The following is a 17,353-nucleotide window of genomic DNA, read 5'->3' on the forward strand; positions in this document are numbered from 1 at the left end:
TTGCAATGGAGGCGTGGCAGATCGCAGCGCGGTAGCATGCTGCCTTCCTCCGCCAAGGACTGCCCCATGAATCCGATCCGCACTTCTGTCGTCTGCATTCTGACCATCGGCTTTCTGGCCCCGGCCTGGGCCATTAACAAGTGCACGGGCACCGATGGCAAGGTGTCGTTTCAGGACGCACCCTGTGTGGGCGAGGGTGAGAAGATCGAGGTGAAGCCTGTCATTCAGGGCGCTACCCCTATTCAGACCAAGCCCGCTACCACCAAAGAAGGCGCTTTTGGCGCGGCCTGGCAGCGCAAGAACTATCTGCAGACGCAGGGCGTGCCCCAGGCGCGCGCTGCCGTCGAGCGCAGTCAGCAGGAATGTGTGGCGCAGCCGGAGGTGACGACCCATGCGGGCCCGCTGCGGCGCAGCACCCTGGCGTCGGGCTCGGTGTTCGCGCAGGAGCGCGCGACCGCAGCCGCCGACAGCAAGGCTGCGTGCGAGGCCCGTACCAATGAGCTGCGCAAGCAGCTTGACTTGCTCGAAGACGAACTGCGTAATTTGTAGTTGGTAGTGAGCTGCTTGGCCGAGAGTGGCGCTGCGGATGGGCACGCTGGCCCCTCTGCGGGGCCCTGGTTCATCTGATGTTCATACTCCGCTCACGTTCTGCTCACGTGGCATTCACGGCGCGTCCACGTCATTTTGATGAACTCAAGGCCTTGCTGACAGCCAGCCGGTCGCTAGCGAGGCAAACCTCTTTTTTTTACGAAGTGAATCATGAAAAAACATACCTGCATCGCCATTGCCGCCCTTTTGCTCGGCGCGGCCGCCCTGCCCGCAGCGGCCAGGGGGCCGGTGGTCAATCAAGCCATCACCGAAGGCGAAGTTCTGGCGGCCCAGGACGCCTGGTGCAAGGCGCTGGTCGACATCAGCACCACCCACACCACCAGCGGCTTTGAGGCTGCAAAGGCCATGGCCGAGAAGGTGATCGACGGCGCCTACGGCTACCAGATGGGGGCGGTGTTGTTCAAGCCGACCCTGACCACGGTGCCCCAGACGTTCCGCGTCACCCGCGAGGGCGCGCTGTCGTACTTTGTGGGTGGCAATCCGGCTTTCCCTAAAGACACCGGTTTTGCGCTCAAGGGGTGGACCAAGTGCGAAGTGGCCAACAGCGGGGTGTTTATCGCTGGCGGCTCTGCCAGCACCATGGGCAACGTGATGTTCACGGACAAGAACGGCAAGGTCACTTCCGTGGACAAGACCTGGACTTTCGTCAAGGATGATGCGGGCAAGCTGCGCATCGTGGTGCACCATTCTTCGCTGCCTTTCACCAGCAATTGACGAGCTTCGGGGCCGCGTATTGCAGCCCCAGGCGGGTGAGCCGTTCGTGCGTTCGCCCGCCCCATAATGCAGGCCTTCTTTTGGGGTCTACCGATGTACCGCGCACGGCTCTCTCTGGCATTTGCTGCTTTGGTGGCCCTGGTCTGCATCCAGGCCGCCTTTGTGTACTGGGGCGCCCACCGCGTCAACGACTACGCCCAGCACAGCCGTCTGGCCAGCGACATCCAGTCCGAGCTGCTGGGCTTGTCGGCCAACAAGCAGCGATTGCGCGTGTGGGCCATGCAGCGCCTGATGAACGCCGATGCCCAGCCCGAGCAGTTGGAGCGCCTGATTGCAGCCATGTATGCCAGCGCCGCCAGCCTCGATGACCTGGTGCGCCGCGATCTGGCGTTGTGGAACGAAATGGTGCACCGCGAAGGGGTGAGCATGCCCACGGAGGTGCTCCAGCTTGCGGGCGTGACGGAGCTGCTGCGCGACAACATCCAGGCGGTGGAGGCGCGGCTGACGCAACTGGCTCCGCTGGAGCAGGGGGCTGACTTTCCGGCCCTGTGGGGCGAACTCATCCAGGTGTTCGACATGACACGCGGGCGTGACCTGCGTGAATTGATCAACGGCGGCATTGCGCACCAGCGCGCGGCCGTGCCGGTGGCGCGTGCCGCCACCGAGCGCGGGCTGGATGTGTTGCGCCAGCAAGCCATTGGCATGGCACTCATCACCCTGGCCCTGGCCGTGTTGCTGGCGTTGCACCTTACGCGGCGCCTGCAGCGCCCGCTTGATCGGTTGCTGCAAGGCACGCAGGCCCTGCAGGCCGGTGCGCTGGACCACCGGGTGGCCACCGGATCGAATGATGAATTCGACAGGGTGGCACAACATTTCAACGCCATGGCGGCCGAGTTGCAGCAGCACCGCGCCCGCGCCGACGCAGCGCGCCGTGGGCTGGAAGACGCCGTGCAGACGCGTACCCGCGAGTTGAGCGCCGCGCACGACACGCTGCAGCGCCTGGACCAGCGCCGCCGCCAGCTCTTTGCCGACCTGGGCCATGAGCTGCGCACACCCGCCACCGCCATCCGGGGCGAGGCCGAGATCGCACTGCGCGGCGGTGCCAAGCCGGTGGATGAATACCGCCAGACGCTGGCGCGCATTGTGGGCGGTGTGGATCAGCTCACCCGCGTCATCCACGACCTGCTGCTCATCGCCAAGGCCGAGGCCGACCAGCTTGTGATGCGCCCGGCCCCGGTGGACCTGCGCGCTTTGCTGGGCGACGCTGCAGAGCAGGCGGCCGCCCTGGGCGCACCACACGGCGTGCAGGTGAAATGGCTCGCAGATGGTGATGGCGCCGAGGCGCTGCCCGCAGGCGCGGTGGCCGTGCATGCCGATGCCGACCGGCTGCGCCAGGCGCTGGTGATCGTGCTCGATAACGCGGTGCGCTACTCTGCGCAGGGCGCCACTGTGAGCGTGGGCCTGCAGGGCGTGCCGCAAGGCGTGGAGATTGTGGTGCGCGACGAAGGCATCGGCATTGATGCCGACGAGTTGCCCAGCGTGTTCGAGCGTTTTGTGCGCGGGCGCCGGGCACGCGCCCACCGCGCCGATGGCACGGGCATCGGCCTGTCCATCGCCCAGGCCATCGTGCTCGCCCACCAGGGCAGTATCAGTGTGGAGAGCGTGCCGCAGCAGGGCACGGTGGTGCGCATCATGCTGCCATGGGCACATACCTCGTCGTTGCCTGGGGCGGGCGGCGGTGAGGCCGAAAAACAAGAGGCACAGGCATGAGCAATAACATCCTGGTGGTGGAAGACGATGCGCGCGTGGCGGATTTTTTGGTGCGCGGCCTGCGGGCCGAGGGCTACTGTGTGGAACTGGCCCGCACAGGCCCCGACGGGCTGGCCATGGCGCGTGGCGCCGACGCTGGCGTGCTGTTGCTGCTGGACCTGATGCTGCCCGGCTTGAGCGGACTGGAGCTGTGCCAGACCCTGCGCGCCGAAGGCCGCCACATGCCCGTGCTGATGCTGAGTGCGCTGAGCAACACCGAAGACAAAGTCAACGGCCTGCGCCTGGGCGCAGACGACTACCTCACCAAACCCTTTGCGTTTGAAGAACTGCTGGCCCGCATCGAGGCGCTACTGCGCCGAGGCCGGGAGCAGCGCACACGTGTCAGCACTCTGCAGGTGGCCGATTTGGTGCTGGATCTGGATCGGATGCAGGCCAGCCGCGCCGGCCAGCCCATTGTGCTCACGGCGCGTGAGCTGGCCTTTCTGGAGCTGCTGATGAGCGCGCCAGGCCGCGTGTACAGCCGTGGGCGCATCCTCTCCAACGTGTGGGGTACCAACGAGGACCCCTTGACCAACGTGGTCGATGTGTACGTGCGCCGCCTGCGCACCAAAATCGACGACGGCCATGCGCTCGCGCTCATCAAGACGGTGCGCGGCTTTGGCTACCGGCTGGACGCCACGACGGATTAATGCCCGAACCCGTGGCGCTCACCCCTTCCAGGTGAATGGAAACTTGAACTGCTGGATGAAGCCGTTGGGCACGTAGTCGCCCAGCACGCCGTACTTTTCGGGCCAGAGCTTGGTGCTTTTCACGGCCGTGCCGAACAGGTAGTCCAGGAAGGCAAAGTGCGCGGCGTAGTTCTTGTCGAGCGCCTCCTGGTCTTGGCTGTGGTGCCAGTGGTGAAAGTTGGGCGTGACCAGCACGTAGCGCAGCGGCCCCAGGCGCACGCTCACGTTGGCGTGGTTGAACACGGCCTGAAAACCCACAACCACGATGTAGGCGTCGATCACTTCCTTGCTGAAGCCCAGCACGTAGATGGGCGCCAGCACCAGCGTGCGGGTGATCAGCAGCTCCAGAATGTGCTGGCGCGAGCCCGCCATCCAGTCCATGCTTTTCACGCTGTGGTGCACGGCGTGCAGGCGCCACAGCAGGGGCACCTCGTGGTAGGCGCGGTGCGTCCAGTACTGCACCAGGTCGGCCACCAGCACGATGAGAAACAGCGCCACCCAGAAGTTCAGGCCCTGCACCCAGCCGCGAATGCCGTCGCTGGCCGCCCAGCCAAAAAACTTGTGCACGATGAGGTTGGTGGCCAGTAGCACAAAGCCCACCACCATGTGGTTCACGATGAAATGGTGGAAGTCGGTTTGCCATTCGGCGCGGAAGATAGGCTGGTCCTTGCGCAGCGCAAAGAGCTTTTCGATGAAGATAAAAATCAGCGAACTGCCCAGCAGATCGAGGATGAACCAGTCCAGGCCAATGTAGGGTGTGTTGTCGGGGAAGTTCGGGTCCACCTCCACCTTGTGCCCGCCCAGGAAGGCCGTCAGCGCCACCATGGCAAAGGCAAAGGTGGCCAGCCAGCGTGAGCGGTTGAAGAGGATGTTGACCAGCGAGATACCCCCCGCAATGGCCAGGGCCGCCAGCATGATGGTGCGGATCACCGACACGTCGTAGCTCTTGCGCAATTGCGGCGTGGTCAGGTACTCAGGAAAGTGAAATGCCAGCACGCCCAGAAAACACAGGATGGCCAGCGTGAGGGCAATCACGCCAGACACCAGCCCTTTGCCGGTGCGCAGGGCGCCGTGGCTTTCGGTGAATTCGTTGAGTTTTTCTAGTTCGATCATTGGTTCCTCCATGTGGCCAGCGTGCTGGCGCTGCGCGAGTGTAGCGAAGCTGCCACCCGCAGTGCCATGGTGCTGTGGGGGCGAGGCTTTCTAGAATCGGGGCATGAACATCCCCTCACACCAACTGAGCATGACCGTGCTGATGTCGCCCGACATGGCCAATTTTTCGGGCAACGTGCACGGCGGCGCCATCCTCAAGCTGCTCGACCAGGTGGCGTATTCGTGCGCCAGCCGCTATTCGGGCTGCTACACCGTGACGCTGAGCGTGGACCAGGTGATGTTTCTGCAGCCCATCCACGTGGGCGAGCTGGTGACCTTTCTGGCCAGCGTGAACTACACGGGCAGCTCGTCGATGGAGGTGGGCATCAAGGTGGTGGCCGAAGAGATCCGCTCGCAGGTGGTGCGGCATGTGAACAGCTGCTTTTTCACCATGGTGGCGGTGGACGAGTCTCGCACGCCGGTGAAGGTGCCGCCCCTGTCGCCCTCCACCCCTGACGAGCGCCGCCGCTGGGATGCCGCGCTGCTGCGCAAGTCGCTGCGCAAGGAGCTGGCGGAGCGCTTTCGGCAGGTGCACCAGGCGGCGGTTGGATGAGCAGCCGCTTGTTCCGAAAAATAGAAAACCGCTCACGCTGAGCGTGTCGAAGCGCCGCGCAGGGCTTCGACGGGCTCAGCCCGAACGGTGTTGGCTTCGGTTCTGACGGATCAAGCGCGAATCCGTATCAGCCCCTGACGGCCCGCTCAGCGCACAGCGCAGAAGCCGAATTCAGCGGCAGCCCCTGGGGCCAGGGTCTGGTTCCAGCCCACGCCGTAGGCGCTCAGGTTGCTGCCTGCCTGGGTCCAGGTGGCGTTCCACAGGTTGTTGATGGTGCCGATCACCGGGATGGTGATGGCCCAGTTGCCTGTGGCGGTTCCCGTGTTGGTGACCTTGACCTGCTGGCAGTAGCCCGCGCCCCAGTCACTGTTCACCGTCTGCTGCACGGCGAATTGGGCGGCTGGCACCGGGGTGGGGGTTGGTGTGGTTGTTGTGCCGTCGCCCCAAAGGCGCCGTAGCAGTTGCACCTTGTCCGTGCGCACTGCCGTCCAGTCATCGTCGAGGATGCCGCCGGTGTCGCCGCTGTTGGGGTTCCACGACCAGTAGAAGCCGCTGCGCATGCCCCTGGCGGCAAGGTAGTCCACCAGCGCGTTTTGCCACAGCACATCACGCGCATCGCCCCGGCCATATTTGCCGCCGAACTCGCCCAGCACCACGGCGTGGCCCGCTTGCGCGAACTGGCCGAAGTGCTGGTCCCAGATGGCGGGCATGTTGCTGGGGAAGTTGGCCGCGTTGAAGTACGGCTGCGCGTACACGTCGGGCCCGTAGGTGTGCGGGGCCAGCAGCAGCCGGTTGGCCGGAATGTTGAGCGGGGTGCAGGCCATGGGCTCCAGGTTGCCGCCCCAGAAATGCGCGTTGCTGCCGGAGCAACTGGGGTTCTCGCCAATGCCCTCGACGGCGATCAGCCATTGCGGCGCAGCCTGCAGCACGGCGGCGGCTGCGCGTTCTGCGGCGCGGTTCCAGTCGGTGGCATTGTTGCCCGTGCCCCAGGTGGCGGCGCCGTGGGGCTCGTTCTTGATGTCCATGCCGATCACGCCCGGCACGGCCGCGTAGCGCTGGGCCATGAAGACCAAATCGCCAATCCATTGCTGCTCGCTGTAGCCAGGGGTGTACCAAAGCTCGCTGATGGTCTGGCAGTCGGGGGTGTGGTGGTCCAGCAGCACGTACATGCCGCGGTTGCTCAGCTCCAGGATGATCTTGTCCATCACCTGGATGGCGGACAGGCCCTGCAGGTCGGCATTGCGGCTGTAGTCGATGCTGGTGGGCGGATTGCCGTTCAGCGATGCCGGGCAGAACGGTAGCCGCACGGCGTTGAAGCCGCTTTGCTGCATCTGCGTGATCATGTCCTGCCAGTTGCGGGCCCACAGGCCGTGCACCACATGGGTCTGCGTTTCGAAGCCGAACCAGTTCACGCCCCGCAACTGCACGGCGTTGCCCGCGCCGTCCACCACCTTGCCCGCCTGGATGGCGTAGCTCCAGGCCGTGGTGCTGGCTACCAGCAGGCCGCATGCCAGCGCCAGGCGGCGGCAGAAGGTGGAGAGTCGTTGCATGAAGATCCTCGCTTCCTGGGCTTGTTGAGCATTCCGGCCATGGCGTGACACGCATCTGCCGAGGCAGGCGGTGCGAGGAAATGATAGGCGGCGCGCGCCCCGGAAATACCGGAAACGGCGACGCCGTTTGTAAGCGCTTGTTAGCCTGGCGGCGTCAGCCTGCGCGCAAGGCCAGATGCTGCTCTGCCGCTGCTGTGACAGCAGCGTCAAGCGATGCCAGGGCCACACCCCGCACCACGTCGCCCACCACGATCACCGACGGGCTGGCCAGCCCTTCGCGTGTGATGGTGGCGTGCAGGGCGCTCAGGGTGGTGATGGCGTGGCGTTGGTGGGGCAGGCTGGCGTGCTGGATCACGGCCACGGGCGTGTCGGCGGGCAGGCCGGTGAGGAGTTCTTGTTCGATGGTGGCTGCGCCGCTCACGCCCATGTAGATCACGAGCGTGAGCTTGGCGTCGCGCGCGGTGGCGGCCAGTTGGCGCCAGTCGGTGCCCGCATCGCCGGGCTTGGCGTGGCCGGTGATGAAGACCACGCCGTGTGCATGTTCGCGGTGGGTGAGCGGCGCGCCCAGTGACGTGAGGCCCGCCAGGCCCGCCGTGATGCCGTTGACCACGGTGACCGGCACGCCCGCCGCACGCAGGTGCTCCACCTCCTCGCCGCCCCGGCCAAAGATGAAGGGGTCGCCGCCCTTGAGGCGCACCACGTGTTCGCCTTCGTTCACGGCCATGAGCATGAGTTTTTCGATGAAGGCCTGTGGTGTGCTCTTGCAGCCGCCGCGTTTGCCCACATGGATGATGCGGGCTGTGGGCGATGCGTGCGCCACGATGGCATCGCTCACCAGGTCATCTACCAACAGCACGGTGGCGGCCTGGATGGCCTTCAAGGCCTTGAGCGTGAGCAGCTCCGGATCGCCCGGCCCTGCGCCCACCAGGGTGCAACTGCCGTTGGAGCCCAGGTGCTGCGGGGCGTGGGGGTGTGTGGGGCGGTTCATGGTGGCGATGTCTCCGAAATGGTTTGATCAGCCAGACGCAAGATATGTTCCACCTGCCGCGCGATGGCGGGCGGCACAGGCAGCTCATCCGCTAGCACGCGGCGTGTGTAGGCCGCCGTGGTGGCCACGTCGATCTCGGCGGGCAGGCCGGGCACTTCGCTGGCGGTGCCGGGCTGCTGCGACTCCAGTACGGTGTGCACGCCGCGCACAAAGCCGTCGTAGCGGGGCGTGCGGCGCGGGTCGGTGGCCACTTCGCCCTCCAGGCCACGCGAGAGCAAGGCGTTCATGCCCAGCATGTGAAAGGCCGTCTGCAGCATCTCGAAATACTCAGGGTGCGTGTATGCGGTGACCACCACCGATGCGCCCGCGCAGGGGTTCATCAGCTTGACCACGCTGTGCCCTGGGTTGCGCAGGCCCACCACCTCGCGCACGGCCAGCAGGCGCGCCAGGCCTGCGTGCAGGTGCTGGGTGTGGATGTGGCGCATCTCGCCATTTGCTATCTTTTCAGGAGCTGTTAGCGCTGGTATATCAAGCGCTAGCAGCACATCCGATGCCAGAACCCGGCGCGCCTCGGTGCGCATGCCGTGCAGCAGCACGGGCAGGCCCTCGCGCGCCAGCAGCAGGGCCAGCAGCGGCGTCAGCACGGGCAGCTTGCGCGCGCCGTTGTAGCTGGGCAGAACGATGAGCGGGCGGTCGGTAGCGGGCAGCAGGGCCAGGCGCTGGTGCGTGGCGTCCAGAAAGCCGCACATCTCCTCCGCCGTCTCGCCCTTGATGCGCATGGCCAGGCAGAAGGCGCCGATCTCCAGATCGCTTGCCGCGCCGTCCAGCACCTGGCCGAACAGGTCCGTGGCCTGCTCGCGCGTCAGCGGCTTGGCACCGCGCGCGCCGCGGCCGATTTCCTTGATGTACTGGCTAATGGCCATGGTGGCTCGGTGGCTTCGTGGGTAGGGTGCTTATTTTCCTGCAATCCAGAGACCTTTTTGTTATATGGCGGCCTGCGCCACGGGCTTGGGGGCCAGCGGCCCTGTGGCGCGCACCATGCGCTTGAGTTCGGGCAGGCACGAGCCGCAGTTCGTGCCGCAGCGCAGTTGGCCCTGCAGTTGGGCCAGGCGGTCGTCGTCGGTGCCGTGGCAGTGGGCCAGTTGGGCGGTGATGGCGGCGTCCGTCACGTTGAAGCAGGTGCACACCGGCTTGCCACGCGACTGCACGGCCACGGGCGCTTTGGCGCCGGGTACCAGCAGCAGGCGGCCGTAGGTTTGCGCGGGCAACTCCTCTTGCAGCAGGGTCTTGAGCCAGCCTTCGGCGCTGGTGTCGCCTGCGAGGACGATGCCTTCGAGTGTGCTGGCATCGCCCCGGCGCATCAGGCGCGCGGCGCGGCGCTGGCCGCGTTTTTTGTCGGCATAGCGCAGCGTGTCGGTGGTGGCCAGGCCCATCAGCATTTCGATGCGCTCCACGGTAGCGTCGGGTGGCGCCTCGTGTGCGGCGGCGCGCAGCAGCACGCCCACACGCTCGCGGCCGGGTTCGCCCAGCGGCGTGTTGTTGCTGAAAGGCACGCAACTGGCAAATGGGAACTGCGCCATCAGTGCCGACAGTGCCTCGCGCGTGGCCTGGGCGCTGTCGGCGGGTAGCCAGGCCATGGCCAGCAGCGTCCAGGGCAGCTCGGCCTTGAGGATCTTCACCGCCGCATGTTTCAGCTCGGGCTGTTTGGACGTGGGGCAATAGGCCGAGGTGGTGAGCGCGTTCACACCCGCCAGGCGCTCGCCGGTGGACGAGCTGCCGCTCAAAAATTCGCTGCCCCAGTGCATGGCCATGAAGGCCTGCGACAGGCCCACGGTGGCATCGGCCTGCGCGGGCACCACGATGGAGCCGCGTTTGCTCGTCACATAGACCAGGTCGCCGTTTTTCAGGCCGCGCCGCTCCATGTCCTGCGGGTGCAGCTGCACGCTGGGCTCGGCCACGTGGCCGAACAGGCGGCCCAGGGTGCCGGTGCGTGTCATGCCATGCCACTGGTCGCGCAGGCGGCCCGTGGTCAGGCTGAAGGGGTAGCGCGATTCGCGCTGCTCGGCCAGGGGCACCCAGGCGTGGGCCGCAAAACGGGCACGGCCGTCGGCGGTGGGGAAGATGCCGTCTTCGTACAGGCGGGCCTTGCCGGTGGTGGCGCCCTCTGGCAGCGGCCACTGCTGGGGGCCTGTGGATTCGAGCATCTCCCACGACAGGCCGGTGATGTCCAGGTCGCGCCCGCGGGTGCTCTCACGGTGCTCGTTCCACACGGTTTCGGCGCCCGCATCGGCGGCGTCCGTGGCGTAGGGGAACAGCGTGGGCTGGCCGGGGCGCAGGCGTGCCTCCAATTGGTGCGCAAATTGCACCGCAATGGCCCAGTCGTGGCGCGCCTCGCTGGGCGCGGGCACAGCAGGGCGCACGCGCGAGATGCGGCGCTCGCTGTTGGTCACGGTGCCGGTTTTTTCGCCCCACGTGGTGGCGGGCAGCAGCAGGTCGGCGTACCGCGCGGTTTCGGCCGTGGCAAAGGCCTCTTGCACCACCACAAACTCGGCACGCTGCAGCGCGCGGCGCACGGTGGCTTGGTCGGGCATGCTCTGCGCGGGGTTGGTGCAGGCAATCCACAGGGCTTTGATCTCGCCGTCGGCAGCGGCCTGGAACATCTCCACGGCCGTTTTTCCCGGTTGGCTGGGCACATCGGCCACACCCCACAGCGCGGCCACCTCGGCGCGGTGCTGGGGGTTGGCCAGGTCGCGGTGGGCGCTGAGCAGGTTGGCCAAGCCCCCCACCTCGCGCCCGCCCATGGCGTTGGGCTGGCCCGTCAGGCTGAAGGGGCCTGCGCCGGGCTTGCCGATCTGGCCTGCGGCCAGGTGCAGGTTGATGAGTGTGGCGTTCTTGGCGGTGCCGCTGCTGCTTTGGTTCAGGCCCTGGCAGTACAGGCTCAAAGTCGCTTTCGAGGTCGCGAACCACTTGGCCGCCGTGGTCAGGTCGGCCACCGAGATGCCACAGGTCTGCGCCACACGTTCGGGCGTGTAGTCGCGCACCAGGGCCTTGAGTTCGTCAAAGCCCGTGGTGTGCGCTGCGATGTACTCGGCGTCCGTCCAGCCCTCCCACAGCATCAGGTGCAGCATGCCGTTGAACAGCATCACATCGCTGCCGGGCTGGATGGGCAAAAACAGGTCGGCTGTGCCTGCGGTGTCGGTGCGGCGCGGGTCGGCCACGATGACCTTCATGCCGGGGTTGGCGGCGCGCGCGTCTTCAATGCGGCGAAACAAGATGGGGTGCGCCCAGGCCGCGTTGCTGCCCACGATGAACAGGCACTGCGCGTGTTTCACGTCGTCGTAGCAGGCGGGCGGCGCATCGGCGCCCAGGGTCTGCTTGTAGCCCGCCACCGCGCTGCTCATGCACAGGCGCGAGTTGGTGTCGATGTTGTTGGTGCCGATCAGGCCCTTGGCCAGCTTGTTGAAGACGTAGTAGTCCTCGGTGAGCAACTGGCCGCTCACGTAAAAGCCCACGGCGTCGGGGCCGTGCGTCTGAATGATGTCAGCGAACTTGTGGGTGGCCAGGCCCAGGGCGGCGTCCCACGACAGCGATTGGGGTGCGTCGGCGCGCTGTGCGCGGTGCATAGGCTGCAGCAAGCGGGTCTGCAGCGTGATGGGGCTGCTGGCCGTGAGGTGCAGCGTGGAGCCCTTGGTGCACAGGCGGCCGAAGTTGGCGGGGTGGTTTGGGTCGCCGCGCACGCCGGTGATCTGGGGGCCGTCGCTTTCGATGATCACGCCGCAGCCTACGCCGCAGTAGGGGCAGGTTGATTTTGTTTCTTGCATGGCGTGGGTTTCGTTTCAGGTGTTTTGTGCGTGGGGGGCTACAGGCCTCAGCGAGAACCGTTCGCCCTGAGCCTGTCGAAGGGCTGTTGGCAAAGGGCGCCCTGGCTTCGACGGGCTCAGCCCGAACGGGCGGGGGTTAGGGGCCTCTGAGACAAGTACCTCATCATGTTTTTTTGTGCCCTGGTGCTTATTGGGTAAGCGCTAATAGCTACTATTTTTATAGCAAATAGATTGCGTGCTCAAGCGGCCACGTTGCGGCGCGCAGGCCCCGCGATGGGCCGCACCAGGTCGAGCGCGTGCGATGCCAGCTCGGCAGCGTCCAGGTACACGGCGCCGTCTTCCACCTTCACCGCGAACTTCGGCGTGCAGCCCTCGTCGGGTGCGGATGCCTGGCCGTCGCACAGGCCGATGGTCCAGTTGTGCATGGGGCAGGCCACGTGTGTGCCGAACACGATGCCCTGGCTCAGCGGGCCGCCCTTGTGGGGGCAGCGGTCAAGCAGCGCGAACACGCCGCCTGCGTCGTTGCGGAACACCGCCACGTCCAGCCCCTCTGGGCGGGTGACGCGGCGCGAGCCGAGCACGGGGATGTCGTCCACGCGGCAGATGAGCTTCCAGTCGGGGGCGGGGTGGTTGTTCGTGGTCATGGCGTTGTCCTTGGTGGATGTTTGTTTTTGCTTCCTGGCACGCATGCCGGTACGCAAAAAATGAAAAACCGTTCACGCTGAGCTTGCCTGTCCTGAGCTTGTCGAAGGGTCGAAGCGCCGCGCGAGGCTTCGACAGGCTCAGCCCGAACGGTTCTTGGTTTTGATGGCATGAAAGCAAATCCGTGTCAGGCGCTCACGGGCACGAACTGGCGCGTGTCCACGGCGGCCTTGTCAAAGTCGAACCAGGGGTCGGGCTCGCCATCCAGCGCAAACTGCAGTTGTTCCCACAGCGCCTTGCGGCCTGCGTGGTCTTCGAGGATGCGTTTTTTCACGTAGTCGAGGCCCACACGGTTCACGTAGTGCACGGTGCGCTCCAGGTACCAGCCTTCCTGGCGGTACAGCTCGCAGAACGCGCCGGTGTACTCCAGCACTTCTTCGGCGGTTTTCAGCTTGGTGAAGAAGTGCGCCACCTCGGTTTTGATGCCGCCGTTGCCCGCCACATACATCTCCCAGCCCGAGTCCACGCCGATGATGCCCACGTCCTTGATGCCTGCTTCGGCGCAGTTGCGCGGGCAGCCGCTCACCGCGAACTTGACCTTGTGCGGGGCGTACATGCGCCACATGGCGCGCTCCAGGTCTTTGCCCATCTGCGTGCTGTCTTGTGTGCCCATGCGGCACCACTCGCTGCCCACGCAGGTCTTTACGGTGCGCAGCGCCTTGGCGTAGGCGTGGCCGCTGGGCATGCCGATGTCTTTCCACACGTTGACCAGGTCTTCCTTCTTCACGCCCAAAAGGTCGATGCGCTGGCCGCCCGTGACCTTGACGGTGGGGATGTTGTATTTGTCCACCGCGTCGGCAATGCGGCGCAGCTCGTCGGCCGTGGTCTCGCCGCCCCACATGCGCGGGATCACGCTGTAGGTGCCGTCTTTCTGGATGTTGGCGTGGCTGCGCTCGTTGATGGCGCGGCTTTGCGGGTCGTCCCTGGCGTCTTTGGGCCAGGTGCTGATGAGGTAGTAATTGACGGCTGGGCGGCAGGTGGCGCAGCCGTTGGGCGTCTTCCACTCCATGAAGTTGAATACATCGGCAATGCTCAGCAGCTTGTTGGTGCGGATGGCGTCGCGCACCGCCTGGTGGCCGTGGTCGGTGCAGCCGCACACGGCTTTTGTCTTGGGCGTGGCGCTGTAGTCGCCGCCCGCCGTGAACATGATGATCTGCTCCACCAGCCCGGTGCACGATCCGCAGGATGCGCTGGCCTTGGTGTGTTTGCGCACTTCGTCGAGCGTGAACAGGCCCTTGTCCTTGATGGCCTTGCAGATCGCGCCCTTGGTCACGCCGTTGCAGCCGCAGACCTCGTCGCTGTCCTGCATGGCGGCGGCCTTGCTTTGGCCCTGGTGGCCGGTGTCGCCCAGGTGAGATTCGCCAAACATGAGCTTGTCGCGCAGGTCGGTCACGCTGCGGCCGTCGCGCAGCAGCTTAAAGTACCAGCTGCCGTCCACCGTGTCGCCATACAGGCAGGCGCCCACGAGCTTGTCGTCCTTGATGACGAGTTTTTTGTACACACCGCCAAAGGGGTCGCTCATCACGATCTCTTCGGTGCCATCGCCGCCCTGAAAGTCGCCCGCGCTGAACAAGTCAATGCCCGTGACCTTGAGCTTGGTGGACGTGAGCGAGCCCTGGTAGCGACCGATGCCGAACTCGGCCAGGTGGTTGGCCAGCACCTTGCCCTGCTCGAACAGCGGGGCCACCAGGCCATAGGCGATGCCCCGGTGCGCGGCGCATTCGCCCACGGCGTAGATGCGGGCGTCTGTGGTGGTCTGCAGCGTGTCGCTCACCACGATGCCGCGGTTCACGTGCAGGCGCATTTTTTCAGCCAGGGCGGTGTTGGGGCGGATGCCCACGGCCATCACCACCAGGTCGGCGGGCACCTCGGTGCCGTCCTTGAACTTCACGGCGGCCACGCGGCCATCGGCATTGCCCACCAGCTCCTGCGTCTGCGCGCCCATCAAAAACTGCATGCCACGCTCGGCCAGCGACTTCTCCAGCATCTTGCCCGCCACATCGTCGAGCTGGCGCTCCATGAGCCAGGGCGCCACGTGCACCACGGAGACCTTCATGCCGCGCTTCATCAGGCCATTGGCGGCCTCCAGGCCCAGCAGGCCGCCGCCGATCACCACGGCGTGTTGGTAGGTGGCGGCGGCGTCGATCATGGCCTGGGTGTCGGCAATGTCGCGGTAGGCCAGCACACCCTTGAGCTCTTTGCCGGGGATGGGCAGGATGAACGGGTTGGAACCCGTGGCCATGATGAGGCGGTCGTATTCGGCGGTGATCACGTCGCCCGCAGGGCTTTGCGCGCGGACCACGCGGCGCACGCGGTCCACATCGGTCACCGTGAAGCCGGTGTGCAGCGTGATGTGGTTGTCGGCATACCAGGACCAGTCGTTGAGAATGATCTCGTCGATGGTCTGCTCGCCCGCCAGCACCGGCGACAGCAAAATGCGGTTGTAGTTGGGGTGGGGCTCGGCACCGAACACCGTGATGTCATACAGATCGGGGGCGATCTTGAGCAGTTCTTCCAGCGTGCGCACACCGGCCATGCCATTCCCCACCATCACCAGTTTGAGCTTTTCCATCATGACTCCGTCGGTTCGACCGCCTGGGCGATTCGCAAAACAAAAACGGCGTCCGCACGATGCGGCTTCGATGGCACGAAACCGCATGTGGGGACGCCTTCGTCCGTACAACACCCCGGTGCGCCGTTGCACTGGTGAGTTGTGTGGCCCTGCCGGGCCGTTGTGCTTGTTAAGCAATGCCCGTGCCAGAGGCGGTGCACCGATTTGGTGTGCAAGATGGCGATGGGGCCCGCTTTGTGCGGCCCTGTGGCGCCGCACCTCGGGCGTGCCTGTCCTGCACCACCTTGGGCATAAAACCTGCATGGGGCTGGTGCATGAGCTTTGAACTGGATGTCGGCCAGGCCTCGCAGGCCGGGCGCAAAGAGGTGAACGAGGACTTCGCCGCCCTGGTGGTGGGGCAGGGGCGCGACCGCGAGCGCGGCGCCATCGCCGCCATTGCCGATGGCGTGAGCGCCGGCGGCCTGGGCCGCGAGGCCGCGCAGACCACGGTGAGTACCCTGGTGGGCGACTACTTCGCCACCCCCGAGACCTGGGACACCACGGTGGCGCTGGACCGCATCCTCAGCGCCCACAACGGCTGGCTGGCCTCCATGAACCGGCGCCGCCAGCCCGCCGTGGGGCTGACCACACTCACGGCGCTGGTGCTGCGCGGCCAGTCGTACACGCTGGCCCATGTGGGCGACACCCGCGCCTACCTGCTGCGCAGCGGGCGCCTGCAACTGCTGACGGCCGACCATGTGATGGCGCAGCGCGACTTTGCCCACCAGCTCACCCGCGCCATGGGGCTCGACGACCATGTGGTGGTGGACTACAGCCAGGGCGAGCTGCACAGCGGCGATTTGTTGGTGCTGCTGTCCGACGGCGTGCACGGCAGCCTGCCCGAACGCGAGCTGCGGCAAATGCTGCGCCAGGCCGATGTGGCGGCCCAGGCGCTCAGCGACGAGCTGGTGCAGGCCGCGCTGCGCCGGGGCAGCAACGACAACGTGACCGCGCTGGTGGTGCGGGTGCAGGGCGCGCTGGAGGCGACGCTGCAAGACGAATCCCGCCGCGCGCAGAACCTGCCCGTGTTGCCCCTGCTCAAGGTGGGCGATGGGATCGATGGCCTGGTGGTCACGGCCCTGGTGGCTGACAGCGGCATCCACCGCATTTACCAGGTGCGCGACCCCGCCACGCAGCGCCTCTATGCCCTCAAAACCCTGCTGCCCACACGCGCCCACGATGCCGAGGAGCGCGCCACACTCGCGCACGAGGCCTGGGTGGCCCGGCGCATGCAGTCGGGCCACGCCGCCGTCCACCTGGCGCGGCTCAACACCTGGCCCACCGACGACGGTCCCGATGCCGCTGGCGCCAGCGCGTTTTACCTGCTGTACGACTGGCATGCGGGTGCCACCCTGGGCCAGCGCTTGCGCAGCCGCCAGCACCTGGGTGTGACCCAGGCCGTGGCCGTGGTGATGCAGGCCGCGCAGGTGCTGGGCTGGCTGCACCGCCAGGGCGTGGTGCACCGCGACATCAAGCCCGACAACCTGCACCTGAGCGACGACGGCGTGCTGCGCGTGCTGGACCTGGGCGTGGCCCTGTCCGGCCGCGAGCCCGAGGCCACGCGCCAGCTACACGCGGGCACCCCCAGCTACATGAACCCCGAGCAATGGCCGGGCTACGAAAAAAGCGCCGACACCGAAGGGCAACTGCCCGATGCGCAGAGCGACCTGTTTGCGCTGGGCGTCACGCTCTACCAGTTGCTGAGCCAGGGGCGCCTGCCCTATGGCGAAGTGGTGCAGTACCAACTGGGCCGCTACCACCGCGACCCGCAGGCCCCCAGCCGCCACCACCCCGGCGTGCCCATCTGGCTGGACCACATTGCCCTCAAGGCCGTGGCGCGCCACCGCGCCCAGCGTTTTGAGACCGCCGAGGAGCTGCTGCTGGCGCTGGAGCGCGGCGCATCACGCTCCCTGTCAGCCCCTGGCCCCCAGCCGCTGATGCAGCGTGACGCCACCGCCCTGTGGAAGATCGCGCTGGCCGTGAGCGTGCTGGTGAACCTGTTGTTGGTTTACTGGCTGCTGTTTTTGCCGAGGTGAGGTAAAACGGGTTTGCTATTGAAAGCATAGCTGCTGGCTATTGTTGGATAAGCGCTGGAAGCCGTTTTTAGGGATTGCTATACAGGTATTGAAATATCTGCAGCCCAAAGTCGCTCACA

The 17,353-nt window shown here is 66.1% G+C and carries 13 protein-coding genes; 6 read left to right on the forward strand and 7 right to left on the reverse strand.

Features of this window, described 5'->3' with window-relative positions:
• The first annotated feature begins 66 nt into the window (after positions 1 to 66).
• The 4 genes from Q0105_RS08275 (at position 67) to Q0105_RS08290 (ending at position 3,782) form a co-directional block, all read left to right on the forward strand.
• A complete protein-coding gene (locus tag Q0105_RS08275; RefSeq protein WP_298210641.1) occupies positions 67 to 549 on the forward strand; it encodes a DUF4124 domain-containing protein in 483 nt (160 codons plus the stop codon).
• Between the two features lie 210 nt (positions 550 to 759).
• The gene (locus Q0105_RS08280; protein ID WP_298210643.1) at positions 760 to 1,323 is read left to right on the forward strand and encodes a hypothetical protein; all 564 of its coding nucleotides are present in this window, start codon (positions 760 to 762) and stop codon (positions 1,321 to 1,323) included.
• A 93-nt stretch (positions 1,324 to 1,416) separates the two neighbouring features.
• The gene (locus Q0105_RS08285; RefSeq protein ID WP_298210645.1) at positions 1,417 to 3,093 is read left to right on the forward strand and encodes a HAMP domain-containing sensor histidine kinase; all 1,677 of its coding nucleotides are present in this window, start codon (positions 1,417 to 1,419) and stop codon (positions 3,091 to 3,093) included.
• Positions 3,090 to 3,782, forward strand: coding sequence for a response regulator transcription factor (locus Q0105_RS08290; protein ID WP_298210647.1), 693 nt, complete (start codon positions 3,090 to 3,092; stop codon positions 3,780 to 3,782). Before Q0105_RS08285 ends, Q0105_RS08290 begins: the two co-directional genes overlap by 4 nt.
• An 18-nt stretch (positions 3,783 to 3,800) precedes the next feature.
• Here Q0105_RS08290 and Q0105_RS08295 read toward each other — a convergent pair whose 3' ends face one another.
• Positions 3,801 to 4,934 carry a sterol desaturase family protein gene (locus tag Q0105_RS08295; RefSeq protein WP_298210649.1) on the reverse strand — a complete coding sequence of 378 codons (1,134 nt, stop codon included), beginning with the start codon at positions 4,932 to 4,934 and terminating at the stop codon, positions 3,801 to 3,803.
• A gap of 103 nt (positions 4,935 to 5,037) precedes the next feature.
• Between Q0105_RS08295 and Q0105_RS08300 the strand changes: the two genes are divergently transcribed.
• Complete coding sequence (locus Q0105_RS08300; RefSeq protein ID WP_298210651.1) at positions 5,038 to 5,526, forward strand: acyl-CoA thioesterase; 489 nt, start codon at positions 5,038 to 5,040, stop codon at positions 5,524 to 5,526.
• Between the two features lie 146 nt (positions 5,527 to 5,672).
• On the opposite strand, the gene Q0105_RS08305 is transcribed toward Q0105_RS08300, so the two are convergent.
• The 6 genes from Q0105_RS08305 to nirB all read right to left on the reverse strand — a co-directional run bounded on the left by Q0105_RS08305 (position 5,673) and on the right by nirB (position 15,159).
• Complete coding sequence (locus Q0105_RS08305) at positions 5,673 to 7,076, reverse strand: cellulase family glycosylhydrolase (RefSeq protein WP_298210653.1); 1,404 nt, start codon at positions 7,074 to 7,076, stop codon at positions 5,673 to 5,675.
• Positions 7,077 to 7,230: 154 nt separating this feature from the next.
• Complete coding sequence (gene cobA, locus Q0105_RS08310; RefSeq protein ID WP_298210655.1) at positions 7,231 to 8,064, reverse strand: uroporphyrinogen-III C-methyltransferase; 834 nt, start codon at positions 8,062 to 8,064, stop codon at positions 7,231 to 7,233.
• Positions 8,061 to 8,987, reverse strand: a complete 927-nt coding sequence (ybiB, locus tag Q0105_RS08315; protein ID WP_298210657.1) for a DNA-binding protein YbiB — start codon at positions 8,985 to 8,987, stop codon at positions 8,061 to 8,063. The genes cobA and ybiB overlap by 4 nt, the downstream gene beginning before the upstream one ends.
• A 60-nt stretch (positions 8,988 to 9,047) precedes the next feature.
• Positions 9,048 to 11,885 (reverse strand): nitrate reductase, encoded by a 2,838-nt coding sequence (locus tag Q0105_RS08320; RefSeq protein ID WP_298210659.1) that lies wholly within the window; start codon positions 11,883 to 11,885, stop codon positions 9,048 to 9,050.
• Positions 11,886 to 12,124: 239 nt separating this feature from the next.
• Entirely contained in the window at positions 12,125 to 12,529 is a 405-nt protein-coding gene (gene nirD, locus Q0105_RS08325) for a nitrite reductase small subunit NirD (RefSeq protein ID WP_298210661.1), read from the reverse strand.
• 185 nt (positions 12,530 to 12,714) lie between these two features.
• Positions 12,715 to 15,159: a nitrite reductase large subunit NirB gene (nirB, locus tag Q0105_RS08330; RefSeq protein ID WP_298210663.1), complete on the reverse strand. Its 2,445-nt coding sequence runs from the start codon at positions 15,157 to 15,159 to the stop codon at positions 12,715 to 12,717.
• A gap of 314 nt (positions 15,160 to 15,473) precedes the next feature.
• Between nirB and Q0105_RS08335 the strand changes: the two genes are divergently transcribed.
• On the forward strand, positions 15,474 to 17,234 hold the full coding sequence (locus Q0105_RS08335; RefSeq protein ID WP_298210665.1) for a bifunctional protein-serine/threonine kinase/phosphatase: 1,761 nt from the start codon (positions 15,474 to 15,476) through the stop codon (positions 17,232 to 17,234).
• The last annotated feature ends 119 nt before the right edge of the window (positions 17,235 to 17,353 follow it).

This window comes from Acidovorax sp. (genome assembly GCF_027492855.1).
Taxonomy (GTDB): domain Bacteria; phylum Pseudomonadota; class Gammaproteobacteria; order Burkholderiales; family Burkholderiaceae_C; genus Acidovorax.